This window comes from Mesorhizobium sp. M1403 (assembly GCF_040317695.1).
GTDB lineage: Bacteria > Pseudomonadota > Alphaproteobacteria > Rhizobiales > Rhizobiaceae > Mesorhizobium.
Window position 1 is genome coordinate 86327 of sequence record NZ_JAMYKY010000013.1, and the last position, 14314, is coordinate 100640.

Annotated in this window: 19 protein-coding genes and 1 tRNA gene; 14 read left to right on the forward strand and 6 right to left on the reverse strand. The window is 61.3% G+C overall.

All coding sequences use genetic code 11. The features are described 5' to 3' along the window. The first annotated feature begins 1 nt into the window (after window position 1). Entirely contained in the window at window positions 2–940 is a 939-nt protein-coding gene (locus NKH01_RS20745) for an ABC transporter ATP-binding protein (RefSeq protein WP_353022132.1), read from the forward strand. Then, window positions 937–1686 (forward strand): ABC transporter permease, encoded by a 750-nt coding sequence (locus NKH01_RS20750; RefSeq protein WP_353022133.1) that lies wholly within the window; start codon window positions 937–939, stop codon window positions 1684–1686. The genes NKH01_RS20745 and NKH01_RS20750 overlap by 4 nt, the downstream gene beginning before the upstream one ends. Before the next feature lie 25 nt (window positions 1687–1711). On the opposite strand, the gene NKH01_RS20755 is transcribed toward NKH01_RS20750, so the two are convergent. Further along, a complete protein-coding gene (locus NKH01_RS20755; RefSeq protein ID WP_023717284.1) occupies window positions 1712–1945 on the reverse strand; it encodes a hypothetical protein in 234 nt (77 codons plus the stop codon). 79 nt (window positions 1946–2024) lie between these two features. On the opposite strand from NKH01_RS20755, the gene NKH01_RS20760 reads away from it, so the two are divergent. Together NKH01_RS20760 and NKH01_RS20765 are read left to right on the forward strand one after the other, a co-directional pair. After that, window positions 2025–2525 carry a DUF2165 family protein gene (locus NKH01_RS20760; protein ID WP_352587782.1) on the forward strand — a complete coding sequence of 167 codons (501 nt, stop codon included), beginning with the start codon at window positions 2025–2027 and terminating at the stop codon, window positions 2523–2525. Window positions 2526–2778: 253 nt separating this feature from the next. Continuing rightward, window positions 2779–4920, forward strand: a complete 2142-nt coding sequence (locus NKH01_RS20765) for a sodium-translocating pyrophosphatase (protein WP_353022135.1) — start codon at window positions 2779–2781, stop codon at window positions 4918–4920. A 118-nt stretch (window positions 4921–5038) separates the two neighbouring features. On the opposite strand, the gene NKH01_RS20770 is transcribed toward NKH01_RS20765, so the two are convergent. Next, window positions 5039–5572 carry an outer membrane protein assembly factor BamE gene (locus tag NKH01_RS20770; RefSeq protein ID WP_353022136.1) on the reverse strand — a complete coding sequence of 178 codons (534 nt, stop codon included), beginning with the start codon at window positions 5570–5572 and terminating at the stop codon, window positions 5039–5041. A 114-nt stretch (window positions 5573–5686) separates the two neighbouring features. Between NKH01_RS20770 and NKH01_RS20775 the strand changes: the two genes are divergently transcribed. The 7 genes from NKH01_RS20775 (at window position 5687) to NKH01_RS20805 (ending at window position 10616) form a co-directional block, all read left to right on the forward strand. After that, window positions 5687–6244: a ubiquinol-cytochrome C chaperone family protein gene (locus NKH01_RS20775; RefSeq protein WP_023717288.1), complete on the forward strand. Its 558-nt coding sequence runs from the start codon at window positions 5687–5689 to the stop codon at window positions 6242–6244. Between the two features lie 22 nt (window positions 6245–6266). Further along, window positions 6267–6815 carry a YceD family protein gene (locus NKH01_RS20780; protein WP_023717289.1) on the forward strand — a complete coding sequence of 183 codons (549 nt, stop codon included), beginning with the start codon at window positions 6267–6269 and terminating at the stop codon, window positions 6813–6815. Between the two features lie 123 nt (window positions 6816–6938). Further along, window positions 6939–8009: a phosphate acyltransferase PlsX gene (plsX, locus tag NKH01_RS20785; protein ID WP_353022137.1), complete on the forward strand. Its 1071-nt coding sequence runs from the start codon at window positions 6939–6941 to the stop codon at window positions 8007–8009. A 9-nt stretch (window positions 8010–8018) separates the two neighbouring features. Beyond that, the gene (locus NKH01_RS20790; RefSeq protein WP_353022138.1) at window positions 8019–8990 is read left to right on the forward strand and encodes a beta-ketoacyl-ACP synthase III; all 972 of its coding nucleotides are present in this window, start codon (window positions 8019–8021) and stop codon (window positions 8988–8990) included. 104 nt (window positions 8991–9094) lie between these two features. Beyond that, complete coding sequence (locus NKH01_RS20795; protein ID WP_023717292.1) at window positions 9095–9418, forward strand: integration host factor subunit alpha; 324 nt, start codon at window positions 9095–9097, stop codon at window positions 9416–9418. Window positions 9419–9665: 247 nt separating this feature from the next. Further along, window positions 9666–10208, forward strand: coding sequence for a MerR family transcriptional regulator (locus NKH01_RS20800; protein WP_023717293.1), 543 nt, complete (start codon window positions 9666–9668; stop codon window positions 10206–10208). 75 nt (window positions 10209–10283) lie between these two features. Next, window positions 10284–10616 carry a hypothetical protein gene (locus NKH01_RS20805; protein WP_352815971.1) on the forward strand — a complete coding sequence of 111 codons (333 nt, stop codon included), beginning with the start codon at window positions 10284–10286 and terminating at the stop codon, window positions 10614–10616. Between the two features lie 121 nt (window positions 10617–10737). Here NKH01_RS20805 and NKH01_RS20810 read toward each other — a convergent pair whose 3' ends face one another. Continuing rightward, entirely contained in the window at window positions 10738–10929 is a 192-nt protein-coding gene (locus NKH01_RS20810) for a hypothetical protein (protein ID WP_023717295.1), read from the reverse strand. A gap of 353 nt (window positions 10930–11282) precedes the next feature. Here NKH01_RS20810 and NKH01_RS20815 point away from each other — a divergent pair, with 353 nt between their 5' ends. Further along, a complete protein-coding gene (locus tag NKH01_RS20815) occupies window positions 11283–11525 on the forward strand; it encodes a helix-turn-helix domain-containing protein (protein ID WP_502912661.1) in 243 nt (80 codons plus the stop codon). Between the two features lie 117 nt (window positions 11526–11642). Further along, on the forward strand, window positions 11643–12101 hold the full coding sequence (locus NKH01_RS20820) for a YbaK/EbsC family protein (protein WP_023717299.1): 459 nt from the start codon (window positions 11643–11645) through the stop codon (window positions 12099–12101). 38 nt (window positions 12102–12139) lie between these two features. Here the strand turns inward: NKH01_RS20820 and NKH01_RS20825 are convergent, their stop codons facing one another. Both NKH01_RS20825 and NKH01_RS20830 read right to left on the reverse strand, forming a co-directional pair. Next, a complete protein-coding gene (locus tag NKH01_RS20825) occupies window positions 12140–12334 on the reverse strand; it encodes a hypothetical protein (protein WP_023717300.1) in 195 nt (64 codons plus the stop codon). 153 nt (window positions 12335–12487) lie between these two features. Beyond that, window positions 12488–12721 carry a hypothetical protein gene (locus NKH01_RS20830; RefSeq protein ID WP_031193496.1) on the reverse strand — a complete coding sequence of 78 codons (234 nt, stop codon included), beginning with the start codon at window positions 12719–12721 and terminating at the stop codon, window positions 12488–12490. A 500-nt stretch (window positions 12722–13221) separates the two neighbouring features. Between NKH01_RS20830 and NKH01_RS20835 the strand changes: the two genes are divergently transcribed. Then, window positions 13222–13521, forward strand: a complete 300-nt coding sequence (locus NKH01_RS20835) for a DUF1236 domain-containing protein (protein WP_023717301.1) — start codon at window positions 13222–13224, stop codon at window positions 13519–13521. A 713-nt stretch (window positions 13522–14234) separates the two neighbouring features. Here the strand turns inward: NKH01_RS20835 and NKH01_RS20840 are convergent. Beyond that, window positions 14235–14311 (reverse strand) — tRNA-Pro (locus NKH01_RS20840). Window positions 14312–14314 lie beyond the last annotated feature (3 nt).

The following is a 14314-nucleotide window of genomic DNA, read 5'->3' on the forward strand; positions in this document are numbered from 1 at the left end:
CATGATCGAGATCGAAGGCATCACCAAGCGCTACGGCGAGACGACAGTGGTCGACGACGTGTCGATAGTAATCGAGGCGCGCAGCATCGCCGTCATCGTCGGCACCTCCGGCTCCGGCAAGACGACGCTGCTTCGCATGATCAACCGGCTGGTCGAGCCGACATCGGGCGTGATCAAGCTCGACGGCGTCGACAACCGCTCGGTGCCTGATTATGAGCTGCGTCGCAGCATCGGCTATGCCATCCAGGGCCACGGTCTGTTTCCGCATCGCACGGTGGCACAGAACATCGCCACTGTGCCGGTATTGCTCGGCTGGGACGCCAACCGCATCAAAGCCCGCGTCGACGAGCTGATGACGCTATATCAGCTCGACCCGCAAGCCTACGGGCCACGCTATCCGCATGAGCTTTCCGGCGGCCAGCAGCAGCGCGTCGGCGTCGCCCGGGCGCTTGCCGCGGAACCCAACGTGCTGTTGATGGATGAGCCGTTCGGCGCGCTCGATCCAATCATCCGCAACAAGGCGCAGGAGGATCTGCTGGCGATCCAGAAGCGCTTCGGCACCACCATCATCCTAGTCACCCATGACATGGAAGAGGCCGTTCACATGGGCGACAAGATCGCGGTGATGGACGGCGGCAAAGTAGTGCAATATGCCGCGCCGGCCGAGATACTGGCGAAACCGGCCAGCGCGTTTGTCGAGACCCTGGTTGGCGCCAGCGAAAAACCGTTCCGGCTGTTATCGCTTGGCCGGGTGCGCGACGCGGTGGAAAAAGGCACGGCCGAAGGCGAGGCGATCCCCGGTGATGCCAGCCAACGCGACGCGTTGGCCGAACTCCTGTGGTCGGGCCGCCCGGCACTGCCGGTGAAAGATACTGATGGCAAATCGCTTGGCCGCGTCACTGTGGATGGGCTGGTTAAACGCGCGGCGAGGCCGGCATGAAAGCCTGGCTTCCATCACTGCTCAGGCTTGCCCTGGTGGTGCTGCTTATTGCCTTCGTCACCAATCCCGGCTGGTTCGAACCGCTGCTGAAGCCGCTGACAGAGAACAACGCGCCGGTAATCTACAATCAGGGCAGCCTTTTGACGTTGACGCTGCTGCATCTGCGGACCGTCCTGATCGCAACGGTTGCCGCGACGATCGTTGCGGTCGCGCTCGCCATTCTGGTCACCAGGCCAGCCGGCGCCGAATTCCTGCCGCTGTCGCGCAGCCTGGTCAATATCGGCCAGACCTTTCCGCCGGTGGCGGTGCTGGCGCTTGCCGTGCCGGCCGTCGGCTTCGGCGAAAAGCCGACGCTGATTGCGTTGTTTCTCTATGGCCTGCTGCCGATCTTCGAGAACGCGCTGACCGGCCTGACGACGCTGCCGGCCAATGTCGTCGAGGCGGCGCGTGGCGCCGGCATGACCGGCTGGCAAAGGCTGGTCAAGGTCGAACTGCCGCTCAGCGCGCCGATCATCCTCGGCGGTATCCGGCTGTCGGTGGTGATCAGCCTCGCCACCGCGACCATCGGCTCGACAGTGGCGGCGAGGACATTGGGCGAGGTGATCATCGCCGGCCTGCTGTCGAACAACCTCGCCTTCATCCTGCAGGGCGGCCTGATCGTCGCCGCCCTTGCCGTGCTGATCTATGACGGGGTGTCGGCGATCGAGCGCTACACGGGCCGGCGCATGGGGCGCGAGGTGGAGTAGCCCCTCGGGGCAAAGTTCGCTTCTTTCAACGGCCACTCGAACGCGCCGGATGATCGAGCGTCAGTTCGAGCGTGGTGCCCGTCTCGCTGGCGATCCAGCGGCGGCGGATGATGGCGAAATCGTGCTGTGTGCCGGCTCTAACCACAGAGACTAAGTCGCCCACCGCGCAATAGCTGTCGAGATCGAGAGTTTCGAGAATCGCGGCAATGTCCTGCTTCCCGGCATAATGTCTCGCGACAGTCGTGAGCACTATGATCACTGGTCCCCCCGTTGCGCGATCTTCGGGACTCGGCGATTGATGAGTGCGATGCCCCGATCTTTCAGCAGGAGTTCTTGCCATGACCGCGCGTTTCTCCAAGATCGTCATGTGTTTGTGTCTGGCGGCTTTCGCCTTCCTTGTCGCCTTCGGCAACATCACCGATTACGGCTCAAACTTCGCCTTTGTCCAGCATGTGCTGAGCATGGACACGACCTTTCCCGGCAACGCCCTGATGTACCGCTCGATCACCAACCCGTCGCTGTGGACGGCGGGCTACTGGCTGATCATCATTGGCGAGGCGCTGACCTGCTTGCTCTACCTAGTCGCCGCCTGGCGACTCTGGCAGGCGCGCAACGCCAGCGGACAGGCATTCAACGATGCCAAGAAGTTCGCCATCATAGCCGCCACCATGGGTTTCCTCGTTTGGTATTTCGGCTTCATGGTCGTTGGCGGCGAGTGGTTTGCCATGTGGCAGTCTTCGACATGGAATGGTCAGGAGGCGGCGTTCAAATTCTACATGACAATGCTGGTGGTGCTGATCTTCGTCGTCCAGCCGGACGGCGACCCGCGCAAAGTTTGACGGCCGTTCGCCGATTTCAATCGATCTAATCGGATGGCAGTGTCGACAGGCGCGCTGCCGTCCAGCCTTTTGGATGAAACCCGGGATCTTTTGAGCGAAAACCGGACAAAAACCGAACAATATCTTGACGTTCCGAGCCCTGTTTCGCATAAGCCGCTGCGAAGGGACGGATTCCGGTTGCGGAAAATTCGTCCCCTGTCTCAACGGCCCGGGGAGGGGTTCTTTTGGGCCACCAATCGAGGAAAATTCGGCAATGACCATACTTTCAGCTGTCATCGCCTGCGGTCTGCTTTCAGTCCTTTACGCCATCTGGGCGACACGTTCGGTCCTCGCGGCCGATCAGGGCAATGCACGCATGCAGGAAATTTCCGCGGCCATCCGCGAAGGCGCGCAAGCCTATCTGGCGCGCCAGTACACCACCATCGCCATCGTCGGCGTCGTGGTCCTGCTGCTCGCCTGGTGGCTGCTTTCGATCACCGCCGCCATCGGCTTCCTGATCGGCGCCGTTCTATCGGGCGCCGCTGGCTTCATCGGTATGCACGTCTCGGTGCGCGCCAATGTGCGCACCGCGCAGGCGGCGTCCAACAGCCTCGCTGCCGGCCTCGAGATCGCCTTCAAGTCGGGCGCCATCACTGGCATGCTGGTTGCTGGCCTGGCCCTGCTTGGCGTATCGATCTATTACCTGATCCTCACCCAGTTCATGGGCCTTCAGCCCGATGACCGTGTCGTCATCGACTCGTTGGTTTCGCTTGGCTTCGGCGCCTCGCTGATTTCGATCTTCGCTCGTCTCGGCGGCGGCATCTTCACCAAGGGCGCCGACGTCGGCGGCGATCTCGTCGGCAAGGTTGAAGCCGGCATTCCCGAAGACGATCCACGCAATCCGGCCACCATCGCCGACAATGTCGGCGACAATGTCGGCGATTGCGCCGGCATGGCCGCCGATCTGTTCGAGACCTATGCGGTGACCGTGGTCGCCACCATGGTCCTTGCCGCCATCTTTTTCGGTGGCACCGTCGTTCTCGGCGCGACCATGCTCTATCCGCTGGCCATCTGCGGCGCCTGCATTCTCACCTCGATCGCCGGCACCTTCTTCGTCAAGCTCGGTTCCAGCGGCTCGATCATGGGCGCTCTCTACAAGGGCCTGATCGTCACCGGCCTGCTGTCAATTGTCGGCCTTGCCGTCGCCACTTCGGCATGCATCGGCTGGGGTGAGATCGGCACCGTCGCCGGCATGGCCATCACCGGCACGAACCTGTTCATCTGCGGCCTGGTCGGCCTTGTGGTGACAGGCCTCATCGTGGTGATCACCGAATATTATACCGGCACCAACAAGCGTCCGGTGAACTCCATCGCCCAGGCCTCGGTCACCGGTCACGGCACCAACGTCATCCAGGGCCTGGCGGTCTCGCTCGAAGCGACGGCGTTGCCGGCGATCGTCATCGTCGGCGGCATCATCTCGACATACCAGCTCGCCGGCCTCTACGGCACGGCGATCGCGGTGACGACGATGCTTGGCCTCGCCGGCATGATCGTCGCGCTCGATGCCTTCGGCCCAGTCACCGACAATGCCGGCGGCATTGCCGAAATGGCCGGCCTGCCCAAGGAAGTGCGCCAGTCCACCGACGCGCTCGACGCTGTCGGCAACACCACCAAAGCGGTAACCAAGGGCTACGCCATCGGGTCGGCCGGCCTCGGCGCGCTGGTGCTGTTTGCGGCCTACTCTAACGACCTGAAGTTCTTTGCCGCCAATAGCGACAAATACCCCTACTTCCAGGGCATGGGCGACGTCTCCTTCGACCTCTCCAATCCTTATGTCGTCGCCGGCCTGATCTTCGGCGGCCTGATCCCGTATCTGTTCGGCGGCATCGCCATGACCGCCGTCGGCCGCGCCGCCGGTGCTATCGTCGAGGAGGTGCGCAAGCAGTTCCGCGAGGATCCGGGCATCATGGCCGGCACCTCGAAGCCGAACTATGCGCGCGCCGTCGACCTTCTGACCAAGGCAGCGATCCGGGAGATGATCGTTCCATCATTGCTGCCGGTTCTGGCGCCGCTGGTGGTCTATTTCGGCGTCCTCCTGATCTCCGGTTCGAAGGCATCCGCCTTTGCCGCGCTCGGCGCCTCGCTGCTCGGCGTCATCGTCAACGGCCTTTTCGTTGCCATCTCGATGACCTCCGGCGGCGGTGCCTGGGACAACGCCAAGAAGTCGTTCGAAGATGGTTTCGTCGACAAGGACGGGATCAAGCACCTCAAGGGCTCCGAAGCACACAAGGCCTCGGTGACCGGCGACACGGTCGGCGATCCCTACAAGGATACTGCAGGGCCGGCAGTCAACCCGGCGATCAAGATCACCAACATCGTCGCGCTGCTGCTATTGGCCGTGCTCGCGCACGGCTAAGCTCGGTCGCCACGGCTCAAGACGAAACCCGCGGGATCGCTCCCGCGGGTTTTTCATTGCCTGAGATGTGCCGCTTACGGGGAAGCGAAAAGAAAAAAAGCCGACACCGTCGAGTGAATCAGGTGCCGCCGAGCGAACTACCGCCGCTGGCGCCCGGAACACCAGGCGTCAGCTTGCTGGCGCCACTGATGATCTGACTGAGGAAGTTCTGGTCCTTGCCGCCGGTCGGCGTGGTGCGCGAGATGAAGTCGAACACCTTGCCGTCCTTCAGGCCGTAATTGGCGATCTGGGTGACGCGCCCGTCATCGCCAAAATAGACCGCCAGCACATGCTGGTCGACTAGCCGCGGCTTGTCGAAGGCGACATAGCGCTTGCGCGTCTGCGAAATGTAATAAAAGGCCTCGTTGTCGAAGGTCGCCTTCGTCGAGGGAGTGCCGAGCGCCAGCAGCACCTGTTCGCGGCTCGAGCCGACCGGCACCAGGTCGATCGCCTGCTGGTCGATGACGTAGCCCTGCGTCAGCGTCTCGCTCGGATTGAGATCGCCGATCATCTTGGAGGAATTGCAGGCGGAAAGCGCCGCAGCGATCACCAGCAGCGAAACCGCACCGGCGGGCCTAGGCAGGAAAGTCGACTTGAATTTCAGCGCGCGCAACTACAACTCCATAAGCTGGCCGCAACTTGCGCTGGGCCGCAAAACCGGTAAACCAGCTTGCTTGCCGATGCAACAAGGCCACTTCAACAAACGGTCCCGGGAGACCACCCTCAAATGTTCCAGCGCCTCTTTGGCCGCGAACGTCACGCCAACCGCGCCATCACCGAGGCGCTTTACGCACAAATCGTGGCGGCGGCGCGGCAACCGGTGTTTTATTCCGCCTGGAACGTGCCGGACACGCCGCTCGGCCGCTTCGAGATGCTGTCGTTGCACATGTTCCTGTTCCAGCACCGGTTGCGCGGCGAGGGCGGTGCTGCGGCAGAGGTTGCGCAGGTGCTGATCGACGAGTTCTTCATGGATGTCGAACATTCGTTGCGGGAATTGGGCATTGGCGACGTCGGCGTGCCGAAGCGAATGCGGAAACTGGCGAAGATGTTCTATGGCCGTACCGCCGCCTATGACGATGCGCTGAAACGAAATGACCATGATGCGCTTGCCGCCGCCCTTTCCCGCAATGTCAGGCCGGATGCCGGCGCCTGGCCGCAAGCGTCGCAACTGGCACTGTATGCCGCCGATGCATCAAGGCAACTCACGCAACAGCCGACCGAATCGATCGTTTCCGGCACGGTGGCATTTCCAGTGGCCAACTCTGAGCGAAGGCAGGCCGAATGAAGGCGGCGAAGTGGAGGCGAAGATGAAACATCCTGATACCCACAGCCCAGTGTCATTCCTGGCAAATGTCGCCCGGATGCCGCAAAAAGGGCTGCCGGTGGTGATCGATGCCGACGCCGGGCAGCGCGCCATACTGGCCGTCGAGCATGAGCTGCTTTCGGTCGAGAACTATCGCGCCGAACTTCTGATCGAGCCGTGGAAGCGCAATGGGGTGAAAGTCAGCGGCCATGTCGAGGCCGATATAACGCAGGCCTGCATCGTCACTCTCGACCCGGTCGAGGCGCATATCGACGAGCCGGTCGAGGCGCTGTTCCTGCCGGAACAATCCAAGCTCGGGCGGCAAGGTTTCGACGGTGGCGGTGAGATCCTGCTCGACGCCGAAGGGCCGGACAGCCCGGAAACCTTTTCCGGCGACGCGATCGACGTCGGGGCGCTTGCCGAACAGTTCTTTGGCTTGGCGATCGATCCCTATCCGCGCAAGCCGGGTGTGTCGCTGGAGGCCGCCGGCGATGCCGAGCCTGTGGAGAATGAATTCCAGCAAAAGCTCAGATCACTGCTGGGAAAATCCTGATGGCTGACCCAATTTGAGAAAAGTTGGTTGTGCGGCAGCCCAAAACCGTTATTTTCGCCGAACCTTCGCGAGCCCCGTACCTTGGCAAGCCCGCTGGCCAAGCAACCGTGAGATGAACACCGCGTGATCAGGATTTCCATCGATGCCATGGGCGGCGATTACGGGCCAAGCGTGGTCATCCCGGCGCTCATGACTGTCGCCACCCGCCGTCCGGACATACGCTTCGTCATCTATGGGCGCGAAGAAGCGGTAAGGCCTGAACTCGCCAAATTCCCCAAGCTAGCGGAGGTGAGCGAGTTCATCCACTGCGAGATCGCGGTCCGGATGGACGACAAGCCGAGCCAGGCACTGCGCCATGGCCGCTGGAAGTCATCGATGTGGAAAGCCGTCGAAGCGGTCAAGGCAGGCACGGCGGACGCCTGCATCTCGGCTGGCAATACCGGCGCACTGATGGCGATGTCCAGATTCTGCCTTCGCACCATGGCGACCATCGACCGCCCGGCGATTGCGGCGCTCTGGCCGACATTGCGCGGCGAAAGCGTGGTGCTGGACGTCGGCGCAACCATCGGTGCGGATGCGCATCAACTGGTTGATTTTGCCATTCTGGGTACCGGCATGGCGCGCTCGGTTTTCGGCATCGAACGGCCGAGCGTCGGCCTGCTCAATGTCGGCGTCGAGGAGATCAAGGGTCAGGAGGAGGTCAAGGAAGCAGGCCGTATGCTGCGCGAGGCCAACATGGCCTCGATGAACTACCATGGCTTTGTCGAGGGTGACGACATCGGCAAGGGCAGTGTCGACGTCGTCGTTACCGAAGGATTTGCCGGCAATATCGCGCTCAAGACGGCGGAAGGCACGGTCAGGCAGATCGCCGGCTACCTGCGCGCCGCGATGAACCGGACACTGATGGCCAGGATCGGCTATATCTTCGCCAAGACCGCCTTCGATCGCCTGCGCGAGAAGATGGATGTCGGCCGCTCCAATGGCGGCGTCTTCCTGGGATTGAACGGCATCGTGGTGAAAAGCCATGGCGGGGCTGATTCGGATGGCTTCGCTGCGGCGATCGAGCTCGGCTACGACATGGTGCGCAACAATCTGCTTGACCGCATCGAGGCCGATCTCGACCTGTTCCATGCCCGCAATCCGAATGCCCAGACAATCCGGAAATCCGACGTCGTCATCGACGCAAAGGAATAGGAAAGAGCATTGATCAGATCAGTCGTGGGCGGCACGGGCGCCGCGCTGCCCCGCCGCATTATGAAGAATGCCGATTTTGAAGGCATGGTCGAGACCTCGGACGAATGGATCGTCCAGCGTACCGGTATTCGCCAGCGCCACATTGCGGCCGACGACGAGACGACGGCCTCTCTGGGTGAGGCGGCAGCGCGCGCAGCCCTCGACAGCGCCGGCCTGACGGCTGACGACATCGACCTGATCGTGCTGGCGACCTCGACGCCCAACAACACCTTTCCCGCGACCGCAGTCGAGATCCAGAACCGGCTCGGCATGCACCACGGTTTTGCCTTCGACCTGCAGGCGGTCTGCTCGGGTTTTGTCTATGCGGTGACGACCGCCGACCTCTATATCCGCGGCGGCTTGGCCAGACGGGTGCTGGTGATCGGCTCGGAAACGTTTTCGCGCATTCTCGACTGGAACGACCGCTCGACCTGCGTTTTGTTCGGCGACGGCGCCGGCGCGATAGTGCTGGAAGCAGGCACGGGGGCAGGCGGCATCGCCGACCGAGGCGTTCTGGCGGCCAGCCTGCGCTCCGACGGCATCCACAAGGACAAGCTTTTTGTCGACGGTGGGCCGTCGACTACCGGAACGGTCGGGCACCTCAGGATGGAAGGCCGCGAAGTGTTCAAGCATGCGGTCGGCATGATCACCGACGTCATCGAGGCGACGTTCGCACAGGCCGGCATCAGCGCCGCTGATCTCGACTGGTTCGTGCCGCATCAAGCCAATAAACGAATTATTGATGCTTCGGCCAAAAAGCTCGGGATAGAGGAGCGGAAGGTGGTGGTGACCGTCGATTTGCACGGTAACACATCGGCTGCTTCCGTGCCGCTGGCACTATCCGCGGCCGTCGCCGACGGCCGCATCAAAAAGGGTGACCTGGTGCTGCTTGAGGCGATGGGCGGCGGCTTCACCTGGGGCGCCGTCCTGCTGCGTTGGTAAGTGCCGAACTAACGGGTTCGGGTCCTTGACCTTGACGGATCAATTACTTAGGTTCTGCCGTTGCTTGTATCGATTTTATTTTTTGAGCTGATGGGACGGTTCGTATGGGGGGAAAGACACTTACGCGCGCCGACCTCGCCGAAGCCGTTTACCGCAAGGTTGGGCTGTCGCGTACTGAATCGGCCGAGCTTGTCGAGGCGGTGCTGAATGAGATCTGCGAGGCGATCGTTCGCGGTGAGACGGTGAAACTGTCGTCCTTCGCGACCTTCCATGTCCGTTCCAAGAACGAACGCATCGGGCGCAATCCCAAGACCGGTGAGGAAGTGCCGATCCTGCCGCGCCGGGTGATGACCTTCAAGTCATCGAACGTGCTGAAGAACCGCATCCTGCGCTCCCATCAAAACAGCAAGGCCAAGGGCAGCAAGTAGATTCCCGATCTCCCTTGCCGAGAATCCATGCTTCAGGCTTCGGTTGAAAAACGAAGCCTGCTTTTACGCCGGGCTTGAATATTGTTTCATAAACCGCTGAAATAAGATGCGATTCGGCAGGCCGGATCGGTATTTGGGTGTGATCCGCCCCGGTGGACGGAAAAGCTGCTCTCTTTGTTTTACCGTGATGTTGCCCAAAAACCGGTCCCCGCCTTTCGCGATCATGCTCTAGCGTGAGGATTCGCCCATGGACAAGAGCCCCGATGCTTTCCGCACCATCAGCGAGGTCGCGGAGGATCTGGATTTGCCGCAGCACGTGCTGCGCTTCTGGGAGACGCGTTTCAACCAGATCAAGCCGATGAAGCGCGGCGGCGGCCGCCGCTACTACCGGCCGCAGGACGTCGAGCTGATCAAGGGCATTCGCCACATGCTCTACGATCAGGGCTATACGATCAAGGGCGTACAGAAGCTGTTGCGCGAGAACGGCAACCAGTTTTTGATCGCCGTCGGCAATGGCGACATGGCGGCGGTCGAGGCGATCTCGCAGCGCCGGCAGGCTGACGCGGTACCGCTGACGCAAGCGGCGCAGCCGCGCGGCCCGGACGACGAGATGCTGGTCGGCCAACCGAGGGTGAAACCCAGCCGTCGTTTTTTCGGCATCGGCAAGACCGACGAGGAAGGCCCGGTTCCGCCGGACACGTCAAAACTTTCCCGTGACAATCGCGCATTGCTGCAGGAGGCGCTGTTCGACCTGCTGGAATGCAAGCGCCTGCTCGATCAGGTTCGCTAGAGCCCGCCGGGACTGATCGGAACGGTCTTCAGGGTCATGCGTTAGGCTTCCTTCTGCAGATGAAGGAACCACGTCATGGCATCGCTTTCGAGCATCTCCGAGACCGATCTGAACAAGCAGGTCGCCGCCCTGACCAGGGAACTGGCCACTTTGAAGAAAGCCGTGTTGAAGCGGGGCGGCGCCTATTACGAAGACGGTCGCGATACCGCGTCGGACTATTATTCGGATATCGCCGAGCGTCTCGGCGACACCTTGCCGGCAATCAGAAGGCAAGGTCGGGCGATCGAGAAGACCGCCCGTGATCACCCGGCGACGGCGGCCGCTGTCGGGCTGGTTCTGGTCGGGCTGGTCGCCAGTCTCTTCCTCGGTGGCCGGCAGCAAAAAGCGCCGCGAGCGCGTTCAAGGTAGAGGAAATGCGGTGGTCAGCGGGACCGCCGCCATTTCGTCGACGCGGCAAACCCGGCAAGCTGGCCGCCCTTGATCAAAGACCAAGAACGCCTGCTTGCCGGCTGTCTGTCCCAAGGCGTTTTCAGTACTTCTTCGCCACGACCTTCTTGTGATGATGGCGATAGTGGTGGACGCGGTGATGGTAGTGATGGCGGTGATGCTTCTTGACGGTGGTGTGCATCGTCGCTGCACTCGCGCTGCTCGCGCCGATGATCGGCATCGAAAGGGCAAGTGCGATTGCAAGTCCAAGGGCGGAGAGAAGAGACTTCTTCATGACATCGTTTCCTTTTTGCGCAGGGCGAATTTGAGCGTCACCGATTCAGGTCGGTGACTCGAGCACTGCGGTCAGGACTATCGCCTTGGAGTTTTTCGGCAGTTTTTCCGGCCTGTAGAATTTTGTTTCCGAACTGTGTCTGCCGACGATCAAGCCAGATATGAGCGCGCCGGCATCCGCCATTCATTCCGGCGTCGGTTCACGATGCCGTGACGCTATCTTTGATGCTTGGCAAATCACCGGCGAGCGGGCATTCTCCCGATCGTCTCAGGCAACAACATGATTTGATCTAACTCTTTCATCCCACGGAGTTGCCAATGCCCCAAATAGCAAAACGCGAACCTTACTCCGAATTGGCGGCGAGCGCGGTTACGCCTGAACGCAGTGCCGTCCGAACCGCCCGGGAAGCCCGTGGATACAGCATCGAAGAGCTGTCCCTGGCGTGCGGGCTGGCAGCCTATGAAATTGCCGACATCGAAAGCGGCAAGGATGCCGATCCTTCGAAACGTCGGCGTATTGCCTCCGCGCTTCAGCTTCCGGAAAGCGCTCTGTTCGACGAAGCCGTGTTGCCTGCGAAAAGGCGGTCCGTGTCGTAGCGGCGTGCCATGCGTTTATTCGACGAGCTCGCCATGGGTTGCCCTGGCGAGCTTCGTTTCCGGCCACGTAGCGGACTTGCCGGCCGCCACGGCGACGCGAGACGGAAATCGCCGGAGATGAGCCTCGAATCCGTTCGCGCTTTCTTCGTCGCCCACGCGCCCGAAATCGACGTCATCGTTACGCAAGCCAGCTCGGCGACGGTGCCTCTGGCTGCCGAAGCGCATGGCGTAGCGCCGGCGCAGATTGCCAAGACGATCTGCCTGCGCGCCGGCGACCAGACGATGCTGATCGTGGCCAGCGGCATCTCCAGGCTGGACAATCGCAAATTCAAGGACCGGTTCGGCGGCAAGGCGCGAATGCTGGATGCCGAGCAGGTGCTCGCCGCGACCGGTCATCCCGTCGGTGGGGTGTGCCCGTTCGGCCTACCGGCACCGCTCCCGGTGTACTGCGACGTCTCGCTGCGCGCCTTTGACGAGGTCGTCCCCGCCGCAGGCGCGACGAACGCCGCCGTCCGGCTCAGCCCGCAACGCATGGCCGAACTCGTCGACGCCGAGTGGGTGGATGTCTGCCAGTAGCCCTTTATCCGGGTCGTGGGATCCGGTGAGCGTTACCGCTATTCGGTCTTCTGTGGCTCTTCTTTCTTGATCGTCTGAGCGTCCGCGGCTGTCGACATATCGGCCTTCTCGACGCTCGCTGTCCTCGTCTGCGTGTCGACCGATGCCTGGACCTTTGAATGCGCGGGGCAATCCGCAGAGGCAGCGGATATGGACAGGGTCAGTGCGGCGGCTGTTGCGAGGAATGTCTTCATGATCATTCTCCTCTTTCATTGGATATTCGTTGGGAAGATTAGCCCGTCTGGCACCGACCGCAAAATCACATTTGTTCACGCGCGCCCTTGCGTGCACGGAAGCCTACGCTGGACCAATAATTCAAATGGTTGCGCGGATAGCCGCTTGCCGTATCAAAACCCACTGCCTCCGGCCGGAGGATTTTTGGCGTAAAAAATCTCGCCGCTCAGAGCCAGTCTCAAATCTTCGGCGCTGAGCTGACCACTTTCGAACAAATCCATCACCCTGCGGCCGAGCACTTCTCTGCCTGGATCGCCGTCAGCGAGGCCTAGTTCACGGCATCGGGCATCAAGTGCTTTGGCCAACATGGTCAGCTCGGCAGGACAGGTAGCTCCTTGAAGCGACATTGCATCTCTCCCGAAAAGGCCGAAAGGGCGTGTCATCTTCGAAGCGTCCGCTCGCCCTTACAACTGCGGACGACGGCAATTCAACTAGAGCCAACCTTTTTCGAACTCAACATTCGAACGTATTAAAAACGCCGCCCGCGCTCCAATGGGAGGATCCTGCTACAATACGGGTATGGCCGTCCGTATAGCGGTTGTCCTAATGCTTCTTTTCGCCTTCGCCTACGGTTTCGCAAAACTCGTGGAACATTATGGCAGCGTTGGCGACAGGCCCTCTCCGTGTGAAGAATTGCCCTATCCTGATTGTCCTGACCCAAAAGCTCCTCCCCGGGAAGAAACTAAGCCTTGAGCAGGTGCTTGTTTGTAGGCGGCCTCATGGCCATGGCACCGGAGTTCGCCCACCGCCAGCGGAACAACAAGTCTTTCGGCTCGTTTAGGTAAGTAGCCCCGCACGGAAGCATCAAGCACCGTAGCGGAAGGTTGCCTCGCTGGAGGATTGCTATATGGGAAAGCAACTTTTATCTGCTGCGACAGGAATCTTTCTTTTCGTAGGTATCGGAACCGCCGCTGCTCAGGACGTCATCATTCAGCCTGAGCAAGACACGGTGATCCGGGAGTATGTAAAGAAGAAGCCGGTAGCATCCCTGAGCCTTCCCGGTGTTGAGCTCAACATTGGCACCGCTCTGCCCGACACAGTCGAGCTTTACGAAGTGCCGGACGTTCAGTACCGCTATGTAGTCGTCGAGGGACGAACCGTCCTGGTTGATCCAGGTACCCGCAAAATTGTTAAGATCTACGATTGATTTTCTGCCTGAAGCCCGCCGTGCCGAAAAAGCGGCGGGCTTGTTTGCGTTCAGCCGCCAATCGCGGTAGCGGACGATGCGCTCGCGTCCTCACGGAAACCGGCGGGGTGAGCTGCCACGTTTCGTTCCCAGGCCGCCAGCATCCAGGTTGGGTTCTTCATGCTTGCTGCCATTGATCCTTCCGGCATTCCCGCAAGCAACGAGGGCCGGGCACGTTGCGCTTGCTCGACTTTCCTGACCCCGTCGCTGCCGCCCTGAAAAAGTTTCAGGCCAAGCCGGCCGCCGGCGTTGAACCAGTTAGTTCCAACCGCCGGTTGGTGGACGCGCTACCGCTCATGCGCCTAATGTCGACTTGATCCGCGCGCACCTGGCAAGCCCGCCCACCCGAGTCCCCCGCCTGGTGCAACAGCGCTTGATCGGCCCCGCCGTACTTCATGTGCGGCGGGTTTTTATTTCCTCGATGGAACAACCCGGCCGGCGCGACGGTTCATCTCAACGCAGCAAGTCCCTCCTCATAAGAATTGCTGCCAGATCGGGTTGCACCGATCTGCCCGCGTCCTTCTCCCGGAAGGCGCGAGCTTTTTGCATGCTGGTTTGGGCTATTCCACATTGACCTGGCGAGCGAAGCCCTTGGTCGAAATCGTGTTGCGCTGGCTGCAATGCGGCTATTCTGTATGGCCAGTTGGGGGAACTGGCTAAGCCTTTGGATTTAATGGTCGGAGTGGCCGGATTCGAACCGACGACCCCTTGACCCCCAGTCAAGTGCGCTACCGGGCTGCGCTACACTCCGGAC